Origin of the sequence: Brevibacterium casei CIP 102111, assembly GCF_900169275.1 — a bacterium.
Lineage (GTDB): Bacteria > Actinomycetota > Actinomycetes > Actinomycetales > Brevibacteriaceae > Brevibacterium > Brevibacterium casei.
Map to the genome: position 1 here is coordinate 489,852 of NZ_FXZC01000001.1, position 19,176 is coordinate 509,027.

At 68.9% G+C, this 19,176-nt stretch carries 15 protein-coding genes and 1 tRNA gene; 7 read left to right on the top strand and 9 right to left on the bottom strand.

Annotation, left to right across the window (positions count from 1 at the left end; translation table 11 throughout):
* Window positions 1–21 precede the first annotated feature (21 nt).
* Both serS and BC102111_RS02135 read left to right on the top strand, forming a co-directional pair.
* On the top strand, window positions 22–1,302 hold the full coding sequence (gene serS / locus BC102111_RS02130; RefSeq protein ID WP_040342538.1) for a serine--tRNA ligase: 1,281 nt from the start codon (window positions 22–24) through the stop codon (window positions 1,300–1,302).
* 32 nt (window positions 1,303–1,334) lie between these two features.
* On the top strand, window positions 1,335–2,183 hold the full coding sequence (locus tag BC102111_RS02135) for an HAD family hydrolase (RefSeq protein WP_101623460.1): 849 nt from the start codon (window positions 1,335–1,337) through the stop codon (window positions 2,181–2,183).
* 18 nt (window positions 2,184–2,201) lie between these two features.
* Here the strand turns inward: BC102111_RS02135 and BC102111_RS02140 are convergent, their stop codons facing one another.
* The 5 genes from BC102111_RS02140 to BC102111_RS02160 all read right to left on the bottom strand — a co-directional run bounded on the left by BC102111_RS02140 (window position 2,202) and on the right by BC102111_RS02160 (window position 6,132).
* Window positions 2,202–3,035 carry a Cof-type HAD-IIB family hydrolase gene (locus BC102111_RS02140; protein WP_009381115.1) on the bottom strand — a complete coding sequence of 278 codons (834 nt, stop codon included), beginning with the start codon at window positions 3,033–3,035 and terminating at the stop codon, window positions 2,202–2,204.
* Window positions 3,032–3,607 carry a hypothetical protein gene (locus tag BC102111_RS02145; protein ID WP_101623461.1) on the bottom strand — a complete coding sequence of 192 codons (576 nt, stop codon included), beginning with the start codon at window positions 3,605–3,607 and terminating at the stop codon, window positions 3,032–3,034. Before BC102111_RS02145 ends, BC102111_RS02140 begins: the two co-directional genes overlap by 4 nt.
* Window positions 3,604–4,368 (bottom strand): proteasome activator, encoded by a 765-nt coding sequence (locus tag BC102111_RS02150; RefSeq protein WP_101623462.1) that lies wholly within the window; start codon window positions 4,366–4,368, stop codon window positions 3,604–3,606. Before BC102111_RS02150 ends, BC102111_RS02145 begins: the two co-directional genes overlap by 4 nt.
* Entirely contained in the window at window positions 4,365–5,441 is a 1,077-nt protein-coding gene (locus BC102111_RS02155) for an NAD(P)H-quinone oxidoreductase (protein WP_101623463.1), read from the bottom strand. Before BC102111_RS02155 ends, BC102111_RS02150 begins: the two co-directional genes overlap by 4 nt.
* A 79-nt stretch (window positions 5,442–5,520) precedes the next feature.
* A complete protein-coding gene (locus tag BC102111_RS02160) occupies window positions 5,521–6,132 on the bottom strand; it encodes a CGNR zinc finger domain-containing protein (protein ID WP_101623464.1) in 612 nt (203 codons plus the stop codon).
* 145 nt (window positions 6,133–6,277) lie between these two features.
* On the opposite strand from BC102111_RS02160, the gene BC102111_RS02165 reads away from it, so the two are divergent.
* The gene (locus BC102111_RS02165) at window positions 6,278–7,471 is read left to right on the top strand and encodes an epoxide hydrolase family protein (protein ID WP_101623465.1); all 1,194 of its coding nucleotides are present in this window, start codon (window positions 6,278–6,280) and stop codon (window positions 7,469–7,471) included.
* Window positions 7,472–7,542: 71 nt separating this feature from the next.
* Here BC102111_RS02165 and ilvA read toward each other — a convergent pair whose 3' ends face one another.
* A complete protein-coding gene (ilvA, locus tag BC102111_RS02170; protein ID WP_223289898.1) occupies window positions 7,543–8,829 on the bottom strand; it encodes a threonine ammonia-lyase IlvA in 1,287 nt (428 codons plus the stop codon).
* Window positions 8,830–9,114: 285 nt separating this feature from the next.
* On the opposite strand from ilvA, the gene BC102111_RS02175 reads away from it, so the two are divergent.
* Both BC102111_RS02175 and BC102111_RS02180 read left to right on the top strand, forming a co-directional pair.
* Window positions 9,115–12,612: a maltokinase N-terminal cap-like domain-containing protein gene (locus BC102111_RS02175; protein WP_101623466.1), complete on the top strand. Its 3,498-nt coding sequence runs from the start codon at window positions 9,115–9,117 to the stop codon at window positions 12,610–12,612.
* Between the two features lie 103 nt (window positions 12,613–12,715).
* Window positions 12,716–12,803: transfer RNA gene (locus tag BC102111_RS02180), tRNA-Ser, on the top strand.
* Window positions 12,804–13,337: 534 nt separating this feature from the next.
* Here the strand turns inward: BC102111_RS02180 and BC102111_RS02185 are convergent.
* Entirely contained in the window at window positions 13,338–14,741 is a 1,404-nt protein-coding gene (locus BC102111_RS02185; RefSeq protein ID WP_101623467.1) for an APC family permease, read from the bottom strand.
* A gap of 290 nt (window positions 14,742–15,031) precedes the next feature.
* Between BC102111_RS02185 and BC102111_RS02190 the strand changes: the two genes are divergently transcribed.
* Window positions 15,032–16,159 (top strand): MBL fold metallo-hydrolase, encoded by a 1,128-nt coding sequence (locus tag BC102111_RS02190; RefSeq protein ID WP_101623468.1) that lies wholly within the window; start codon window positions 15,032–15,034, stop codon window positions 16,157–16,159.
* A complete protein-coding gene (locus BC102111_RS02195; protein WP_101623469.1) occupies window positions 16,156–17,292 on the top strand; it encodes a C45 family autoproteolytic acyltransferase/hydrolase in 1,137 nt (378 codons plus the stop codon). The genes BC102111_RS02190 and BC102111_RS02195 overlap by 4 nt, the downstream gene beginning before the upstream one ends.
* On the opposite strand, the gene BC102111_RS02200 is transcribed toward BC102111_RS02195, so the two are convergent.
* Both BC102111_RS02200 and BC102111_RS02205 read right to left on the bottom strand, forming a co-directional pair.
* The gene (locus BC102111_RS02200) at window positions 17,289–18,323 is read right to left on the bottom strand and encodes a hypothetical protein (protein WP_101623470.1); all 1,035 of its coding nucleotides are present in this window, start codon (window positions 18,321–18,323) and stop codon (window positions 17,289–17,291) included. The genes BC102111_RS02195 and BC102111_RS02200 overlap by 4 nt on opposite strands.
* Before the next feature lie 24 nt (window positions 18,324–18,347).
* Window positions 18,348–19,007 carry a TetR/AcrR family transcriptional regulator gene (locus tag BC102111_RS02205; RefSeq protein WP_101623471.1) on the bottom strand — a complete coding sequence of 220 codons (660 nt, stop codon included), beginning with the start codon at window positions 19,005–19,007 and terminating at the stop codon, window positions 18,348–18,350.
* Between the last annotated feature and the right edge of the window lie 169 nt (window positions 19,008–19,176).

The following is a 19,176-nucleotide window of genomic DNA, read 5'->3' on the forward strand; positions in this document are numbered from 1 at the left end:
CGCGCCCGTTAAGCTGAGACGGTGATCGATCTAGTGCTGCTCAGAGAAGACCCGGACCTGTTCAAGGCGTCGCAGAAGGCCCGCGGGGCCTCCGTCGAGCTCGTCGACGAGGTCCTCGCCGCGGACTCCGCGAGGCGCGCGGCCATCACGGCGTTCGAGGACGCTCGCGCCGACCAGAAGGCCTTCTCCTCTCAGATCGCGAAGGCGTCGAAGGACGAGAAGCCTGCCCTCATCGCCGAGGGCAAGGAGAAGTCGGCGAAGGTCAAGGCCCTGCAGGCGGAGTCGGAGGAGGCCTCGTTCGCCTTCGAGAGCCTCGCGGCGAAGCTGCCCAACCTCATCATCGACGGCATCCCCTCCGGCGGTGAGGAGAACTTCGTCACGCTCAAGACCGTCGGTCAGCCGCGGGACTTCGCAGCGGAGGGCTTCGCACCCCTCGACCACCTCGCCCTCGGCGAGGAGCTGAAGGCCATCGACACGGCCCGGGGCACGAAGGTCTCCGGCGCGCGGTTCCACTACCTCACCGGCTTCGGCGCGAAGCTCGAGATGGCGCTGCTCAACCTCGCTCGCGACGTCGCCGAAGAGGCGGGCTTCAGCCCGACGATCACCCCGACGCTCGTCAAGCCCGAGGTCATGCGCGGCACCGGGTTCCTTGGCGAGCACGCCGATGAGGTCTACCGCCTCGAAGCCGACGACCTCTTCCTCGTCGGCACCTCCGAGGTGCCGCTGGCCGGGTACTACATGGACGAGATCATCGACCTCTCCGACGGTCCGCTGCGCTTCGCCGGCATCTCCTCGTGCTACCGCCGGGAGGCCGGCTCGTACGGCAAGGACACCCGCGGCATCATCCGCGTCCACCAGTTCCAGAAGGTCGAGATGTTCTCCTACGTCGAGGTCGAGGACGCCGAGGCCGAGCACGAGCGCATGCTCTCCCTGCAGGAGAAGATGCTCCAGCTGTGCGAGCTGCCGTACCGGGTCATCGACGTCGCCGCCGGCGACCTCGGCGATTCCGCGGCACGGAAGTACGACTGCGAAGCCTGGGTGCCGACGCAGGAGACCTACCGCGAGCTCACCTCGACGTCGAACTGCACGACGTTCCAGGCCCGGCGCCTGCAGATCCGCGAACGCCACGACGGTGCCACGCGTCCGGTCGCCACGCTCAACGGCACGATGGCGAACACCCGGTGGCTCGTGGCGATCCTCGAGAACCATCAGCAGGCGGACGGATCGGTCACGGTCCCCGAAGCCCTGCGCCCCTACCTCGGCGGAATGACTGCTCAGGGACCGGAGGGTCCGCGATTCTGAGCAGCGCAGCACCTGCCGGTCAAGGAGAACCATTGCCCGCACACCTCATCGCGCTCGACGTCGACGGCACGATCATCGACTACGACGGCACCCTGTCGGAGACGGTGCGACGGGTGCTCCTCGACCTCGCCGAGGCGGGTCACCACCTGGTCATCTCGACCGGCCGTGCCCTGCCGGGTGCGCTCGAGCTCGTCCACGCCCTCGGCCTGACCGAAGGCTACGTCGTGTGCTCGAACGGCTCGGTCGTCGTCAGGCTCGATCCCTCGCTGCCGTTGGGCTGGGAGATGCACAACGTCGTCTCGTTCGATCCCCGCGCGGCTCTCGAACGGATGCGCGAGGTCCTGCCGGGTGCCCTCTTCCTCGTCGAGGATCCTGACCTCCACCGCTGGGCCTCCGGGGCGTTCCCGCCCGGTGAGCTCGCCGAGTCCGACACCCTCGACATCGTGCCCTTCGACGAGCTGCTGACGAAGCGGGCGACCCGCATCGTCATGCGCGACGTCAACGGCACTGCGGAGGAGTTCGCCGCCGCGGTCGACCGTCTCGGACTCCACGAGGTGAGCTACTCGGTGGGATGGAGCAACTGGCTCGACATCGCCCCGGACGGAGTGTCGAAGGCCAGCGGCCTCGCCCTCGTCGAGGACGAGCTCGGCATCGACCATGCGCTCACCGTCGCTGCCGGCGACGGACTCAATGACATCGAGATGATCGAGTGGGCCGCCCACGCGATCGTCATGGGGCAAGCGAAGGACGAGCTCAAGGTCCTCGCGAGCGTCGTCACCGACCCCGTCGAGGACGACGGCCTCGCGGTCGCCCTCGTCGACCACTTCGATCTCGATCCGGCTGTGCTCGACACCGAGGGGTCGACCCAGACCCGCCCGTAGGGCTGCCGAGAGAAGAGGTCAGCGGGCAGGGAGGGCGTCGAGCATCGCCGTGAGGTAATGGGCGACGCCGTCGTCCTCGACCGCATCGGTCACGGCGTCCGCGGACTCCTTGACGATGTCGAGGGCGTTGCCCATCGCCACTCCGTGCCCGGCCCAGGAGAGCATCTCGATGTCGTTGGGCATGTCCCCGAAGGCCATCACCTGCTCCTGCCCCACGCCGAGGTGGTCGCACACCGACTCGAGCGTCTTCGCCTTGGTGATTCCGCGGGGTGCGAGTTCGACGAGGCCGTTGACGGGGTCGGAGAACGTCGCGTGGCATGAGCGGGTGACGAGCGGGCCGAGGAGATCGTGGAGGGCGGCGGAGTCCTCGGTGCCGAGGCTGACGAGGATCTTGACGACGTCGCGGTCGGCGATCTCACCGATGTCTCCGATGACGGTGGCGTCCCGCGGAGAGCGTGTTGCGAAGCCGTCGTCGATGAAGAGCCCGGTGAGGGTCTCGAAGGCGAAGTGCGCTTCGGGGTGCTCGCCGGAGATCGCAGAGACGATCTCGACCACCTCGGCGTGGCCGAGGGTGTGGGCGTCGACGACGGATTCGGAGGCGATGTCGTAGACGACGGCGCCGTTGAGGCACACGACCCGGCCGAGGTCGGGGATCTGTTCGGCGATCGGGGCAAGCCAGCGGATCGGTCGGCCGGTGACGAGGACGAAGGGGATGCCCTCGCGCTGGCAGCGGTGGATCGCGTCGATCGTCGCCTCGGAGATCGGCTGCCAGTCGAGCAGCAGCGTCCCGTCGATGTCGCTGGCGACGAGCCCGAGGTCGAAGTCGGCGGGCAGTCGGCGGTGCCCGCTCATCGGCTCTCCGCCTCGGCGATGGTCCGCTGGGCGCGGTCGAGGAGGTCGGCGGCGTCGGAGATGTAGCGGTCGGTCGCGGCGGCGGCCGAGGACAGAGCGGGTCCCTGGGCGGTCTCCGCGCGGACCATCGAGGCGGCGAGCACCGCCTCGGCGACCTTCGCCGACGCCCGCGTGAGGACCTCAGGGGTGTCCCCGACCTCCACCCGGACGTGCCCGGGCACGACCTGGTCCTCAATCGGCCAGCGGGCGTGGAGTCGCTCGGTGAGCTCATCGATCCGGGTGGCCAGGTCGTTGAGCCGATGGGTGCCGGTCATGATGAGCTCCCTCGCCGAGGCGGCCGCCTGGTCGGCATCGACCGTGCCGATCCCGGCGGGGTCGGGTTCGTCGGTGCCGGTGGCAGAGGGGTCGGCCTGGTCTGCGCTGGTCACACCGGGGGCGGCCTCGTGGATCGCGACGGCAGTGGCGTAGTAGCGGTCGACGGCGCGGAGGAAGCGGTCGTGGTTGTGCCGCCACAGCCCGGTGCCGAAGCGCTTGTCGGGTCCGCGGGAGTGGAAGGAGAGGAGCCTCTTCACAGATAGTTGCCGGTTCTGCGTCTGTCCTCCTCGGACTCGGGTCCGGCAGCCGTGCCGGGACCGCCCGCGCCGGGAGGAACGATCCCCGGAATCCGACCGCGTCCGCCGCCGTCCTGCTGGGCCATGGCCTGCTGCGCCATGATCGCGGTCTGGATGCCGTGGAAGAGGCCTTCGAGCCAGCCGACGAGCTGAGCCTGGGCGACGCGCAGCTCGGAGGCCGAGGGCGGGCCGTCGGTCGAGTCGAAGGGGCGGGCGAAGCGGTCGAGCTCGGCGACGAGCTCCGCGGAGATCCCGTCCTCGAGGTCGTCGATCGCCTGACGGTGGATCTGTGCGAGGCGTTCGCGGCCCTTCTCGTCGAGCTCGGTGCCGCGGACCTCTTCGAGGAGCTGCTTGACCATCGTGCCGATGCGCATGACCTTCGCGGGCGAGGAGATGTCGGGTTCCTCATCGTCCTCGTCGGCTCCGGCACGGTCGCCCGCCTCGGCGCTCTCCGGGGCAGGGGGCTGGGGCGACGGCGGCTGGACCGCGTCGCCCGATGCCGGCTGGGCTGTGGTGAGGTCGACCGGGGCCGTTTCGCCCGCCTCGGCCGCGGTTGCCGGTGCGTCGGCCGCCGGTCGGGTGGCCGTTGTCGACTGCCCGTCGTCGGGGCCGGCAGGGTCGGCAGGGGACGGGGACGGCTGCACCGCCTCGGCGGGGGATTCGGTCGGTGGCACCGCCTCGGCGGGCCGGTCGTTCTCAGCGGACGTCGGACGCTCGGTCATGGTCGCACTCCTTCTTCCCCTCGTAGCTGGGTCCCGTGGCCGCCCGTGGCTGCGGCGGTCCCTGCGCCCCCGGCGGCGGTGCCGTCGACCGTGAGGAGGACCTTGCCGATGTTCGCACCGTCCTCGAGGATGCGGTGGGCGCGGGCCGCCTCGGCGAGGGGGACGGTGTCGAAGATGATCGGGCGGATGTCCCCGGAGATCACGGCCGGCCAGAGCTGGTCGCCCACCTCGGCGATGATCGTGGCCTTCTGCTCGGCAGGGCGGGCGCGCAGGGTCGTCGCGGTGATCGTCTTCCGGCCCGTGAGCAGGGTGCTGAGGTCGAGGTCGGCGGTCGTCCCGCCCTGGAGACCGATGATGACGAGACGGCCGTCGGTCCGCAGCGCGCGGATGTTGCGCTCGAGGTACTTCGCTCCGATGATGTCGAGGATGACGTCGGCCCCCGTCGTGCCGTCGGGATGGACGCAGATCTCGTGGACGCGTTCGGCGAAGTCCTCGGTGCGGTAGTTGATGACGGCGTCGGCGCCGAGGTCGCGGCAGAACGCCGCCTTCTCCTCGGAACCGACGGTGACGACGATCTTCACGCCGAGGAGGTTCGCGACCTGGATCGCGGCGGTGCCGATCCCGGATCCGCCGCCGTGGACGAGGAGCCACTCGCCGATGCGGATGCGGCCGCGGCCGACGACGTTCGAGTAGACGGTGGCGAGCACCTCGGGCAGGGCGGCCGCGGCGGTGAGGTCGTAGGTGTCGGGCACCGGCAGGAGCTGGGCCGCGGGGACGGCGACCTCCTCGGCGTAACCGCCGCCGGAGAGGAGGGCTGCCACCCGGTCGCCGACGTTCCACCCGGTCACCTCGGCGCCGAGGGCGGTGATCGTCCCGGAGATCTCGAGCCCGGGGATGTCGGTGGCGCCGGGAGGCGGGTTGTAGAAGCCCTGGCGCTGGAGGAGGTCGGCACGATTCACCCCGGCGGCGTGGACGGCGACGAGGACTTCGTCGGGCGCGATCTCGGGAGTGGGCACTTCGGTCAGCTTCAGGGCCTCGGGATCACCCGGGGCGGGAATCGTGATGGCGCGCATGAGACCACTCTAGTCCGTGGAGCGGACAGCGACAGGGGCACCTGCAGTGAATCCGATGAGCGAATCGTGGGTGGGCGCCTCACCTCGGACCGGCTGCGGTGTCGGCACCTGATGCTGCGGTGCCGGCGCCTGATGAGGGACGATGACGAGCCTTGAACCGTGCCTTCTTCTCCCGATTGCCGCACGTGTTCATATCGCACCAGCGGCGGCTGCGGCTGCGGCTCGTGTCGAAGAAGGCGGCCCGACACGTGGGGGACGCGCAGAGTGCGAGCCTGCCGCCCCGCTCCCCGGAGAGGATGGAGATCGCATCGGCGGCGATGACGCTCAAGGCGTCGGCCACCGTGGCCGGGGGTCCGAGCACCCACTCGCGCTCACCGCTGCCCAGGAGCACGGGTGCAGCGTGACCGGCCCTGCTCCGGTCGTTGATCGTCGTCAGCGCCGAGGCGGGAAGCGGGTCCCCGAGTGCTGCGGCAGTGGCGGCGAGGTGGATGGCCTCCCGCAGCTCGCGGGCGAGGTCGAGTTCGTCGTCCGTGCACGTCTCGACGTCGAGACCGGAGATCGAGAGCCACGCGAGCAGGCGGTCGGGAGTGGGGATGCGCTCGATCCAATCGCCCTGGCGTTCCGAGAGTGTGCCGGTGAAGCTCGTCGCCAGAATGGCGCCGAGCCGGAAGTCCAGTCGTCCCTCACTCATGCGAACACCCTAACTGGGGAGAGGCCGTCGGCGCGGCGACGGCAGATGATTGTCGACGGTTGTGCCGACGCCGCCACCATGATAGAACCGTCTTAGCTGGTTCACCGATGAATCCGGCGGCAGACCGTGACGTTCGGGAGGTCTCATGTCCCTCTACTGCACCACTGCTCCGAGTACGGCCGACGTGCGCCCTTTCTCCGCGCACGCCTCCGATGCCGACCTAGACGACCTTCGCGCGCGACTCGCGGCGACCCGACTGCCCGAACGGGAGCCGACCGACCCGGCGGCCACCGGCGCCGACCGGTGGGCGCAGGGCGTTCCCCTCGCCGATTTCACGGAGCTGGTCGCGTACTGGCAGGACGGCTACGACTGGCGCAGCTTCGAGTCGCGCCTTGACGAGATCGGCCAGTTCCGCACGGACATCGACGGGCTCGGCATCCACTTCCTCCACCGTCGCTCTCCCCGGTCCGATGCCGTGCCGCTCGTCATCACCCACGGCTGGCCGGGCAGCGTCGCCGAGTTCGTCGACATCATCGACGCGCTCGCCGATCCCAGCGACCGCGGCGCTCCGGCCTTCCACGTCGTCGCGCCCTCGCTGCCGGGGTTCGGCTTCAGCGATCGCCCGACCGCGACGGGGTGGGGAACGGAGGCGATCGCCTCGGCGTGGGTCGAGCTCATGTCCCGCCTCGGTTACGATCGCTTCCTCGCCCACGGCGGGGACTGGGGCGGAGTGGTCACAACGATCCTCGGCGGCCGGTTCCCCGAGCACGTCATCGGGATCCACTCGACGTTCGCCGAGGCGCCGCCCGGGCTCAGCATCGAAGGCCTCACCGACGCCGAGCGGAGCTGGGTCGAGGACCACCGCGACTTCTGGCTCGCCCGTGCGGGGTATGCGAAGGCGCAGGCGACAAGCCCGCAGACGGTCGGCTACGGGCTCGTCGACTCACCGGTCGGCCTGCTCGCGTGGATCCTCGACAAGTTCGCCGAGTGGTCGGACACCGACGACAGTCCGTTCGAGACGATCCCGCGCGACCGGGTCCTCGACAATGTCACTCTCTACTGGCTGACGCGGACGGGTGCCTCGGCGGCGCGGATCTACGCCGAGAGCCACGATTCGCTCGATCCGCAGCTGCGCGTCGACGTGCCCGCGGCGATGACGATGTACCCGGTCGACGTCTCCTCGAAGTGCCCGCGCCCGTGGGCCGAACAGCGGTACCGCCAGATCGTGCGATGGCGCGAGCCGGTCAGGGGCGGTCACTTCCCGTCGCTCGAGATGCCGGAGCGCTTCGTCGACGACCTCCGGGCAGGGCTCGCGGCGGTGCTGGCGGCCGAGCGCTGACGTCGCGGGCCTGGGCTGCCGGGCGCTGACGATGCGGTCGCCTCGCCCCTCGGCCGCGAGTCGGATCCTGCCTACGCGAAGAGCCGGAACAGCGGGGAGTTCTGGTGGACGCGCTCGATCTCGATCTGCGAGGACTCCATCCGCTCGAGGAGGCCGGGCAGATCCTCGGCGGCGCCGAGCTGGATGCCGACGAACGCCGGTCCTGTCTCCCGGTCGGAGCGCTTGACGTACTCGAAGAGCGCGATGTCGTCGTCGGGTCCGAGGATCTCATTGAGGAAACGGCGCAGCGCTCCCGGCTCCTGCGGGAAGTCGACGATGAAGTAGTGCTTGAGGCCTTCGTGGACGAGCGAGCGCTCGAGGATCTCCGGGTAGCGGGAGAAATCGTTGTTCCCGCCCGAGACGAGGCACACGACCGTCGCCCCGGGTTCGACGACGATCGGCCTGCCTGACCCCGCAGCACCGACAGCGGCCGAGGCCAGCGCCCCGGAGGGTTCGGCGATGATGCCGTCGACCTGATACATCTGGAGCATCTCGGAGGCCACGGCCCCTTCGGCCACGGGCCGGACGTCGACGCCGAGGTCGGAGACGATCTCGTAGGTGATGTTGCCGGCGCGTCTCACGGCGGTGCCGTCGGCGAACCGGTCGATGTTGTCCAAGGTGACGGGGTGCCCGGCCTTGAGTGCGGCGATCATCGAGGCGGCACCGGCGGGTTCGGCGCCGATGATCTTCGTGTTCGGCATGTGCTCGGCCGCGTAGGCGGCGATCCCGGCGATGACGCCGCCTCCCCCGACGGGCACGATGATGGCGTCGGGGTGCGTCTCGAGCTGACCTGCGATGTCGACGGCCACGGTGCCCTGCCCGGCGATCGTGCGGCGGTCGTCGAACGCGGAGACGAGGAGGGCGTCATTGCGGTCGGCGAACCTGTGCGCGAGCGCCGAGGCGTCGTCATAGGTCGACCCGGAGATCTCGATCGTCGCCCATTCCCCGCCGAAGTGGCGGATGCGCTCGACCTTCTGCTTCGGCGTCGTCTTGGGGACGAAGATCGTCCCCCGGATCTCGAGCTGCCTGCACGCGAGCGCGAAGCCCTGTGCATGGTTGCCCGCCGAGGCGCAGACGACGCCGCGGGCTCGTTCGTCCTCGTCGAGCTGGAGCATGAAGTTGAAGGCGCCGCGGATCTTGTACGAGCGCACCGGCTGGAGGTCTTCGCGCTTGAGGTAGACCGTGGCCCCGGTCGCGGCGGAGAGCCGCTCCGAAATCTGGAGCGGAGACGTGATCACGGAGTCGGCGATTCGCGCAGCGGCCGCTTCGACCTCGTGCGCGAGTGTCTGCTGCTGGGGTGATTCGTCTGTTCTCAACACATCACCATTGTGCGCCCTCCGTCTTGCCATTCGGCAAACTGTCCCGCATCGCAGACCCGCGGGTCACTCTGCGACCCCTTCTCGCCGAGGTGGTGCGCCCTTCCCCGCCGACGTGTTGCGACCGGCCCCGCCGAGGCGGCCGACCCCTCGCCGGCCGGTCGGCTGAAGCCCACGCAGTCCCGCCGGGCACATGGGGACTTGGGCGGTTTCGGGTGCGCCCTCAGAGGTGAGACGGCAATATCATGATTGGATGGAAGATGCCCGTAATCCCTTCAAGGAGGCGACATGGCCATCAGCAGTGAGCTCGAGCAGCTCCTAGCCCGCTGGATTCCCCGGCAGTCGTGGTTCCCGAAGCTGGCTGCTGACTTCGGAGTCGACCCCGACATCACCCCGATGTCGGTGGCCCGCGCCTTCACCTTCACCGCCGAGGAGCTCGGTGGGTTCTCGGGACTCGTCACGGTCATCTCCGTCGGCGACGGGCCGACCCTGCGCCGCCTCAACATCCCCCTGTCCTTCCGCGGCGCCGAGGACCTCCACCTCCGCCACGCGCTCATCGGCACCGTCGATGACCTCGCGCTCGGCCGTGTCTTCGTCTACGACGGTGCCGCCGATCCCGTCTTCGTCAACCTCCTCGCCGACGCGATCACCAAGCGCAAGGTCTTCGACGGCGGCCAGCTGAGCACGGAGTCACTGCGCCACAGCCGTGACCGTTCCGAACTGCCGACCCGAGGTCGGACCCGGGAGACGGTCCCTGCCCCCGCCTCGGCGACGGTGGGGTCTGAACCTCAGGGATCCGGCGCCGAGGCGGTGCCACCGAAGCCGACGACCGCACCGTCGTCGTCGGAGGTCAAGGACGAGATCGACGTGCCGATCCGCCCGATCGAGGTCGCCGACTCCGGGGCGAACAAGTCGACGGTGATCATCCACGACGAGTACGAACCGGTGGAACTGAGCTTCTTCCGAGTGCTCGAGAACGGGATGCCGTCGTCGCTGACGATCCCCGTCCTCCTCACCGAGGCGGGATCGCGCAGCGTTCCCGAAGTCATCGGGTGGAGCTCGGGCCGCTGGTACGACATGTTCGAGGTCACGGAGATGGAGGCGCCGATGGCGCTCCTCTCCCAGGCCGACGTCGAGGCTGAGCCGGCGTGGCGGGAGGCCGTCGACATCGTCGTCGGCGTCGATTCCGGGTCGATCGGCGGGTACAACGCGCATGCCGCGGAGATGGGGCGCCGGATCGGCGAACTCCATTCCGACATGGCCGCTGAGTTCGGCATCGTCGAGGGCGCCGGTGAGCCGACGAAGCAGTTCGTCGACAAGTGGATCGAGCGCATCGACTGGGCGCTCGGTCGGGCCCCGCTCGCCCTCGACTCCCTCGTTCCCGAGCTCAAGCAGCACCGGAACCGGCTGCGCTCGCTCGATTCGATCGGGCGGCTGCAGAAGATCCACGGCGAGCTCACCCTCGACCACGTCGTCAGCTCGCCGAGCGAGGGCTACCAGGTCGTCAAGTTCACCGACTCGTCGAACTCCGATCCGAAGCCGATCGCCATCGACCTCGTGGCCCTGCTGCGCAGCGTCGACTACGCCGCCGGATTCGCGCGGCTCCAGCGCACCGAGGCACTCAATGCGGAGGACGGCGGGCTCGTCGTCAACGGCTTCGGCAACGACCCGGCCGCGCTGCGGGCCATCTATGATTCGCCCGAGTACCTCTGGGCCTCCCAGGTGCAGAACTCCCTGCTCAGCGGGTACTCGCGGGCACGCGGTGAGAGCATCGGGCTGAACGATCCCGTGTTGCGGGCAGCGCTCATCGACCGGCTCCTCGTCGAGGTCGTCACCGAGCTGCGCAACCGCCCGAACTGGCTGTCCGTGCCGCTTGCGACGCTCACCCTCATCCTCAAGGGCAGGCCGGCGCGCTCGACCGATGACCCCACCGAGGCGGAGCTCAGTGTGCCCGCGACCGATGCCGGTGCGGACGCTGGTTCGTCCTCAGAACCGAGCGCCGACGGTGACGCCGACGTGGCTTCCGACGAATCGCGCGAGGTCGATGCCACCGGCGGTTCCGCCGAGGAGCGAGAGGCCGCCGACGTCGACGAGCCGGCGCCGTCCGACAAAGCTGGTGGGTCTCCGTCAGTGTTGAGCACCGTCGAGTCGGATTCGTCGGGCTCGGGTGCCGCGACGACGGACTCGGACTCTGCGACGTCGGACGCGGGCACCGCGAAGTCTGGCTCTGACACTGTGAAGTCGGCGTCGACGGACGGCGCTGAGCCGGCGGACGTGGACTCGGTCGGTTTGGGTTCAGCGCCGGAGAGCGATGATGGTGCTCGTAGCGATGCCGCAGACGACCCGGCTGGGCCGACCGATGGTGTCGACGATTCGAGGACAGGCGGTGCGGCATTCGTCGCCGGCGCCGCCGGGGTCGTCGGTGCGGCCGGAGTCGCCGGTGCGGCAGTTGCGTCCTCGGCCGACGACGAGCGTCCGCGCGATGACGGTGCCGATTCGTCCGCCGCCACCGTCGACGATGCCACCGATGGATCGCGAAAGAGAGACGCGAACTCCTCCGATGGAACTGACTCTGCCGGTGCGGCACCCGCGCAGACGGAGAACCGCGCTGAGGACTCCGCCGCAGCGGTTGCCGACGGCGACGCCGTTGCGCAGCCCGGTGACGGTTACGAGACCACGGACCGTGACGAACCCGGAGACGTCACCGCCGACGGGGACACGCAGGTCGTCATGGTCGATGCCGTGTCGACCGAGTCGGTCGAACCTCGCCAGGCCGAGATCGCCGAGATGGTGCCCGACGCCGGCGGCTTCGTCGAACCGAGTGTCGAAGCACCGAACGACGTCACCGAGACCGCACCGAAGGCCACCGGACCGACCGCCGCAGACTCGGCCGCGGTTTCGGGGGAGTCCGGACGGGACGGCACGACCACCTCGGCGAGGGGAACGACGGTCACGCGCACCCTCTTCGTCGGCGAGGCGACGAGCACCGGCGGTGCCGACTCGCCGCGCGGTGACGTGAGGATCACGGGCGGCGCGGTCGTCGAGGACACCTACGTCGACGCGGTGACGACAGAGACGGTCGAGGCGGTCAACGACGGGGTGCCCGAGGTCGATCTCGGCGTTCACGACCTCGCCGAAGTCGATGTCGAAGCCCGCGATGAGACGGCGGTCGGTGAGGACTCCGGGAACGGACTCTCCGATCACGACACTGCAGACGGCTACGATCCTGATGATGCAACCGAGGCGGCGGACCCTGCGCTCTCCCCGGAGAGGGACGCTGATCTTGCGGACAGCGGCACGGACCGCTCGGCGGAGTCGGTCGCCGACGAGGCGCCCCCGCTCCGTGCGGAGGATCCGGGGCCCGTCGCGACGCCGATGCCCGACGCGCCGCCGATGCCGTCCGAGCCGCCCGAGGTCGCCGCGGCGCCGCTGCCGGACGCTCCGGCAGTCCCCGGCGACGACGCAGCGGACCCCGGTGGCAAGGAGCCCGGTGACGAAGTGCCCGCGGACTCGGCACCTCCGGCACCGGAGGTCGCCGACGCGCGAGCCCCGAAGGTCGCCGATCGGGGTGCCCGGGCAGTCGCTGACGACGAGGAATTCGAGGACGAGGAGGAAGCGGACTTCGTCCCCTCCCGCGTCCCGGCGACCTTCGCGGCACGGGGAGCCACCTCGGCGGATGCGGATTCGACCGGGCGCAGTCCGCACGAGCAGCACAAGCACGACGGCGGGCCCGCACGCGAGGTTCCCGGTGAGAAGAGGGACAAGAAGGGCAGGAACAAGCACTGAGGTCAGCCCGCCCGAGCGATTGGCAGTTGCTCGCGGGACTGTGAGAAACTGTTCTGGCTCAGCTCGCGCTGGGCAGGCCGGGTTCGACGGGCGTCGAACCGAGGGAAGCGTGTCCGAGCGGCCGAAGGAGACGGTCTTGAAAACCGTTGTGCGGTAACCCCGTACCGTGGGTTCGAATCCCACCGCTTCCGCCGATGAAATGTGCTGCGACATCGACCGATGCCGCAGCACATTTCCGTTTCCTGACCCGGCGCCCTGACCCGGTGCCCTGACCTGGCGCCCTGACCAGATGCCACTGCGCAGGCGATGAGAGGCGCCCTGACCTGGCGCCCTTCCGGAGACGATGAGAGGCGCCCTGACCTGGCGCCCTTCCGGAGACGATGAGAGGCAGCGCACTCGACGTGCTGGGAAACCTTCCCGATCTCATACTTACGTGCGAGGCGCTCCGAGGTGATGCGCTGATACCGTGCTGGGGTCACGTCGTTCTGTCCCCGCAGAACGACTCGGCAGCACCCCCGCGCCGACCCGGCGCAGTATCCCCACCCCGCGAGGCAGGGCAACGATGCCTTGCGCCTCCGCGACGCGTCCCACACCGTTCGTGCCAGGAATTTCCTGGTCACTCCACCGAGGTCGCGCCTTTTGCTGGTCGCTGCGCCGAGGCGCACGGGCCGAAATCGCACCGCATGCCTCGGCGCAGCGACCAGAGAATCACGTGAGCCGCGCCTTCAATCCGCTGCCTTCTCCGCTGCCACAGCGGCCGACGACGCATCCTCCGGCTCCGACATGTCGGCGTCGGCCTCCGGGTCGTCGAAGCTGCGCACCGTGCGCGTGAACCCGCGGGTGAGCACGGCGAGGTAGATGACGCCGATCGCCAGCCAGACGAGACCGCCGATGAGCGCGGTCGCGTGGAGGCTCACCCAGAGCACCCCGGTGAGGATCGCACCGAGTCCGGGCATGACGACGTACTTGAACGCCGTCCGGACATCGACGACCTGCCGAGTGCGGAACGCATAGTGGGCGATGACCGTGAGGTTGACGAACGTGAACGCGATGAGCGCACCGAAGTTGATGAACGCCGAGATGAGCTCGAGGCTGAACGACATGGCGAAGAGGCACACCGCGCCGACGAGGACGATGTTGAACACCGGCGTGTGGGTGCGCGGGTTGATGTAGCCGAAGGCCTTCCGCGGCAGGACGCCGTTGCGGCCCATGACGAGGAGCATGCGCGAGACCGAGGCATGCGAGGCCAGGCCCGAGGCGACGGTCGCGGCGAACGCGGCGGCAACGAAGAAGAGCTGGAAGAACGGGCCGCCCGTGAGCAGGCCGATCTCCGGCAGCGGGTCGTCGACGATCGTGAACTGCGAGTTGTCCGGGTAGAGCAGCTGCGTGAAGTACGAGGCGATGAGGAAGATCATCCCGCCGGCGATGACGGTGATCATGATCGCCTTGGGCATGATGTTCACGTGCTTCGCCTCGTTCGTGTACATCGTCACCGCATCGAAGCCGATGAAGGAGAAGCACACGACCGTGGCTCCGGTGAGCACCGCGCTGAACTCGACGCCGTCATGGACGAAGGGCTCCGGGCTGAACACGGTCCCCGCACCCTCACCGGCATTGAGCTGGGCGATCGCAAGCACGCAGTACGTGACCATGAGGACGAGGGAGAAGACGAGCAGGATCGCGTTGATGTTCGCGGTGCCCCGCATCGAGGACAGGACGATGCCGGTCATGATGACCGTGTACGCGACCACCCACACCCACGGCGGCGCATCGGGCACCATCGACTCCATGTAGAGCCGGATGATGAGGCAGTTGACCATCGGCAGGAGCAGGTAGTCCATGAGCGAGGTCCAGCCGACGAGGAAGCCGAGCCCCGGTGTCATCGTCTCCCGCGTGTACGTGTACGCCGACCCGGCGGTGGGGAAGATCCGCACCATCTTCCCGTAGCTGATGGCCGTGAAGACCATGACGACGAGAGCGACGAGGTAGGCCGCCGGCACCGCTCCGTTCGTCCCCTCCGAGACGATGCCGAAGGTGTCGAAGACGACCGTCGGCGTCATGTACCCGAGCCCGAGCCCGACGATGGACCACAGCCCCAGGTTCCGTTTGAGCGATCCCGAACCAGCCATATCAATCCTCCCCAATGAGTCTTGCGTCGAAGCGTCGCCCGACAGTGCGCAGGAGTGACCTGCGCCATAGGTGATGGTAGAGCACGGCAACTGAAAGCGAAACTTCTGACGCGGAATGAGACGGCAACCTCGATGTCGAGATCCGGAAATCAACGAAATCCGTTGTCAGAGGGCTTGTATGCGCAGAGATCAATTTTCATTGTCGAACGATCTTTCAGTTTTCGTGCCAGGGGAGTAGGTTGGATGGAGAACCTCGCCGAGGCTCGATGAGGAGAGAGGGACACCGCCGTATGCCGATCGAAACGCTCAGCCCCCAGCAGTCGCGCGCGTGGAAGGACCGCGTCCTCCCCGCCGTCGAAGAGGTCGCCGAGGGGGTCTGGGCGATTCCGGTCCCCATCCCGAACAATCCGCTCGTCTTCACCTACTGCTACGCGATCGCCGACGGCGCCGGCGTCGCCCTCATCGATCCGGGCTGGGACGGACGGGACCAGTTCGCAGCCCTCACCTCGGCGCTGGCGGGGATCGGCTTCGCCGTCAGCGACATCCACGGCATCGCCGTCACCCACTACCACCGGGACCACATCGGACTCGTCCCCGCCCTCCTCAAGGCCAACCCTGAGATGTGGCTCGCCATCCACAGCGAGGACCTCCGTGCGGTCAAGCGCTTCGCCTCCCGGGCGGTCGACCTCGGCACCGGCACGGATCCCAACCTCAACATCGCCCGCGCCTACGGGGTGCCCGAAGAGCGGTGGCACGAGGTCGAGAGCCTCCAGGTGAGCAGGCCGGCCAAGGGCGGCGACCGCCCGGCCAGCGACAGCGACCGCCCGGCCGGCGATGGCGAGAAGCCCCGACGGGACCCCTTCGCCCTGCAGATGGCGCACCTGCCCGACTCGATCCTCACCCTCGAGGACGGTGCGACCCTGCCGCTCGAGACCGGGCGGCTCACGGCGATGTGGACACCCGGGCACACCTTCGGTCACACGGCCTTCGTCCGCGAGGACGCGCTCCTCCTCTCCGGCGACCACGTCCTGCCGACGATCACTCCGAACATCGGCCTCGACTCCGCGGCGATCACCCACAGCCTCGGCGACTACCTCGGTTCGCTCGAGAAGCTCGGCGACCTGCCCGCGGACATCGCCGTCCTCCCGGCCCACGGATTCCGGTTCCAAGGCCTGCAGGAGCGCAGCCGCGAACTCGTCGACCACCACCGGCAGCGCCTCGCCGAGATCGAAGCCCGGATGACCGAGACCGACGACCACTCCGTCTACTCGATCGCCCAGGGCCTGCACTGGGCGCGCGGCTTCGACGAACTCCACCACTTCAACCTCTTCGCCGCCCTCGCCGAGACCGCCGCCCACATGCACTACCTCGACCTCGATGTCGGCATCGACACCCTCGTCCCACAGGGGCGCCCATGAGCACCGAGGTCGTCCCCGCCGCGAACGTCCGCCCCGAACTCTTCGTCACCCGGGCCCGCGACCACGTCCAGCGCGGACTCCAGCGCGGCAGGGACCTGCGCACCGGCATCGGGTCGGCGATCACCGGCTACCAGCGCTACTTCTCCTTCCTCGGCATCGCCGAGGCGGACGTCCGGGCCGCTGCCGGCGACAGTTTCGCCCGCCTCGGTGACTGGGCCCCTGACCAGGCGGCCGAGATCTCCGCCGTCGCCGAAGGGTCGGGGCGGACGACGAACGAGATCATGCAGGTCATCGCGCGCACGGAGATCATGACGCTGGCCAAGGCGGCGCCCACCGAATGCTCGACGCTGAGCCGGACCCGCCCGGGGGCGACGATCTCGGCTCAGACATGGGACTGGCTCGCCGACTTCTCGACCCTGTGGCATCTTGCTGATGTCGGGGCGGTGCCCGGCCAGCTGCGCCATATCGGCATGGCCGAGTACGGGATGCTCGGCAAGATCGGCCTCAACGAGGTAGGCGTCGGCGTCCACCTCAACATCCTCAAGCACGCAGGCGACCGGCCCGGGGGAGTGCCCGTCCACGCCGTCCTCGCCCAGGTGCTGTCGACGGCGCATGATCTCGCCGAGGCGCTCGAGACGATCCGCTCGGCCCCGACCTCCTCGTCGTCGGTCATCACCGTCGTCACCGCCGAGGCGGCCGTCCAAGTCGAGATCGCAGGGGAGACCAAGCGCGAACTCCGACCCGGCGATCCCCTGCCGGCCGACGCCCCGGCCTCGGCGGGCGACATCGCGGACGAGGGCGTGCTCATCCACACGAACCACTTCCTCCACCCCGAGCTCCAGACCGGAGCTCTTGAGCTGCGCGCGGATTCGAGCTCACGGCCCCGGTATGACCACCTCGCCGCGAAGATCGAGGACACCACAGCCCCGGAGACGACCGCCGACCTCGTCGCCCTGCTCACGACGGGACCAGGAGAGCCGCCTGTCTCGTGCCTCGCGGAGCCCGGCGCACCCTACGGCGACCGACCCGCGACCCTGGCGACGGTGCAGATCGACCCGGGTGCGAAGACGATCGATCTCGCACCCGGGTCACCGGCCGAAGGACTGCGCGGCAACCGCCGCTTTCAGCTCTAGCGCTCCGAGGCCGCGTCCTTGCCGGCTCGCGCGTCCTTGTCGGCAGGCGCGTCCGTGCCGTCCGACGACGAACTTGCCCCCGCGGCTTCCTCCTCGCGCATCTCGATGACCGTGTCGAGGCCCTTCGCGATCGCCTCGGAGTCCTCGAGGGCGGCCTGCGCGAGCTTCCACGGAACGAGGTCGAGGTTCTGGTCGCCGATGACGAAGCGGATGTAGGGCTGCTTGCTGCGCGGATCGTCGGCTTCGAGGTCGGCGCCGTAGCGCCACTGGCCGAGCCCGATGCGCCGGATCGTCTCGCCGATGAAGCGCATCGCTCCGGCGACGAAGGCGACTTCGTCGTCGGCCATCATCTCGTCTCGGGTGTCGTAGCGGACGGCGAGCTGCTTGCCGAGGCGCACAAGGCTGTCGCGGTCGAGCGCCCACGACTCCGGGTCGGCCTGCTCCTTCGTCCACGCGGCGATGCCGGGCTCGATGGTCCCGATGAAGCGGGAGAGGAACTCGACCTCCTCCTCGGTGGAGTTCTGTCGCGTGAGCATCCCGATCGACAGGCCCGTGCTCGTGCGGCGCTTGGCGTCCCCGAGCTCCTGCTGGGCGCGGTCGAGGACGGCGGTGAAGATTCCGCCGGTGCGCTGGTCGACGGCGGTGAGGACGACGGCGACGAGGGGGATCGGCTCGCCTTCGAGCTGGCCCTGCGCGTTGTCGGGGCGGATGAACGGCATCCCGTTGCCCGTCGTCTCGTCGTGGTCCCAGGCCCCGCCCACGGCGCGCAGGTACGTCTCGCCGAGGTAGCGGATGAGTCCCTCGACGAACCGGTGGTTGTCGGGGGAGACCACCTCGTCGGGGGTGGCGAAGCGGGAGAGCACGAAGTGCTCGATGAGGGGCAGGGACTCGGGGCTGAGATCCTTGCGGAACGGGGCCTGGGTGCCGTCCTCCTGCTCGACGGACTCGGGGAGGTCCGCGAGGACGAACGCGCCGAGGCGGACGTCCATGTTGTTGATGAAGGCCGTGTATTCACGCTGAAGTTCAGTCACGCCCTCCACCTTAGCCGCTGGGTCTCAGGCGCGGGGGCACTCCCGGCCGTCGAAGTCGAGGAAGCGGAGGAGCACCTCGACGATGAGGCTCGGGTCGATGTCGACGGTCTCGTGGAGTTCGCGACCGGCCGCGGATTCGAGGGAGAGGTGGGTGAAGAGCGAGATGAGGATGGTGAGCAGACTGTCGAGCGGCACCGTCGGCACAGCGTGGACATTGTCGATCGCCGTCTGGACGAGACGGGCCAACCTCTCGAGGCGACGGGCGTCGAGCTCCTGGTAGCGCGCGTAGAGCTCAGGCACCCGCAGGCAGTAGAGGGTGATCTCCTGCTCGGCGATCGCATCGGCGGCGGTGAGGAGCTTCTCGGTGAAGATCTCCTCGATGAACTGGGTGAGCAGGGGCCTGATCTCTCCGGCGTCGGTGTCGTCGAGCTGCTCCTTCCACCGCTGGATCGTCGCATCGAGGCGGTCGAGGGTCTCGGCGGTGCGGATCTCGATCGTTGCGAGGACGAGGTCGTCTCGACTGGAGAAGTTCGAGTAGAACGCACCGCGGGTGAGCCCGCCGGCTTCGCAGATCTCCTCGATCGATGCGCCCTCGATGCCCTTGACCGCGAACACGGAGACCCCCGCTTCGACGAGGGTGGAACGGGTGCGGCGCCTGCGGTCGCTGAGGTTCTCTGTGTTCATCGCCTGTCTGTCTTCGTCTCTCTGGGTGGGGATGCCTCCCGTCGGGGACGCCGCGTGAAACTGGGCATCCCATGGGAAATCACACGATTCTCTCACAGTGATTTGCGCTGAGCGGGAGGTGTCAACAAGAATACATGACTGTATCCAATACACTTTTGTATCGAGGTTC